The sequence below is a fragment of the Candidatus Magnetobacterium casense genome, from assembly GCF_019173545.1.
GTDB lineage: Bacteria > Nitrospirota > Thermodesulfovibrionia > Thermodesulfovibrionales > Magnetobacteriaceae > Magnetobacterium > Magnetobacterium cryptolimnobacter.
Genome location: NZ_JABXWD010000633.1, coordinates 1 through 1505, shown reverse-complemented (window position 1 = coordinate 1505; position 1505 = coordinate 1). Strand labels below are relative to the sequence as shown.

General features: G+C 49.6%; 2 protein-coding genes. Both read right to left on the bottom strand.

Annotated features, from left to right (window positions below; translation table 11 throughout):
* The coding region (locus HWQ67_RS18285; protein WP_218254129.1) for a hypothetical protein at positions 1-649 on the bottom strand (649 nt) is incomplete at its 3' end.
* Positions 650-879: 230 nt separating this feature from the next.
* Positions 880-1505 (bottom strand): DegT/DnrJ/EryC1/StrS family aminotransferase (locus tag HWQ67_RS18280; protein ID WP_218254128.1); only part of this gene is annotated, 626 nt, incomplete at its 5' end.

The window sequence follows — 1505 nt, the reverse complement described above, 5'->3', positions numbered from 1 at the left end:
AAGCGCTGTATTTACTGTCGGTATAGGCGGCTGTTTTTTCGTCATAGGTCTTCCAATGGTCCGTGATGCCGATGAGGTATCCAAAGGATGCCCCGAGGTTGAGCGTTATGCCTTTGTACACAGGGAAGGCACGAGTCAACGCCAGATTGAAGTAGACGTTTGGCCAGGCCGATATCTCCCTGTAGACCTTCAGTGTGGGATTTAAATAGCCATCATCGGCATATCCCACGGAGACGAACACATCCTGAGAGTCCTTGGCATAGTGCAGGCCATAGAAATTGTACCCGCCAGAGATGGCCAGTTTATCGAAGTTCTTCCTGTAGTTTATAAACACGTCTGTTTCATTAAAGCTCTTTGTGCCTGGCTCCTTTGGATAGAAGGACTGTGTCCTGTGCTGATCAGAATCAAAACTTCCCCAGGAGACAACCGTAAATCCCACGGCGGAGAGCGATATATATGGCTGTAATATCAGGCTCTTTGAACCAATTTCGTTGCCGCGGTAAATATACTTGTTCAGGGCAGTTATGCCAACCAAACCTGTGATTTTTATTGATGATTGCTCACCGGGATTAGATTCATCTGAGGCAAATGTGCTTACACCACAGAGCAACACTACAACCAACACTACAGATACAAGATAAATTCTCATCCTCAAAGCCTCCTGTTGCAGGGTATATGATAATTATGGTACACCTCATGATCAAAAAAAGTCAAGCCAAACTTTATCGTGAAACAGGGCAATCGCATTTAAAAAAGGTATCCTCTCAAAAAAGCATGGTAAGATGGGGTCAAGGGGGCTGGCCCCCTTGCAGGGGAGGTCTGAGGAGGGGGCGGAGCCGCCCTCCTTCTTTCCTTTACCGTTTGACCCCTTCATCCCGTTCATACGTCCTTTAACGTTTTATGGAGATAATCGATTTCGGCTCGTATGTCGATGGGGTGGTTGCCTACAAAGAATCCGTAGTCGTGTGCGATATCGGCATTGGATGACCTGGTTACTTCATAATCAAAGTATTTGATGACGTCATGCCGGAGGAAGTTGCCGCCGGTGATGATCCTGTGCTCGATTTCGGCCTCCCGGAGCCTCTGCAGGACACGACCCCTGTCTACCCCCGATTTGGGATTGACGATCATAGTAAAGCAGAACGACGAACTGACGGAATCCGGCCCCACCGGCCTCTGGATAATAAACCGCTCGTCATCCTTAAACAGCCCCGTGAAATGTGCGGCATTTGCTATGCGTGTATCTATGAATCCCCGGAGCTTTTTCAACTGCTCCTTGCCCACAACCCCCTGCAACTCCGTGGGACGAACGTTGTAGCCGGGGAGGATAAAGCGATAGGCCTCATAAAAATCGTCGGAGCGGCGATTGAAAATTACGCTGCCTGGGTCTTGGTCTCTCGTCCAGCCGTGATTTCTCAGCGACCGGCACAGGCAGTACAGTTCGTGGTCATCAGTGAGGACCAGGCCACCCTCCATCGTCGATATGTGGTGGGAGAAGAACGTGC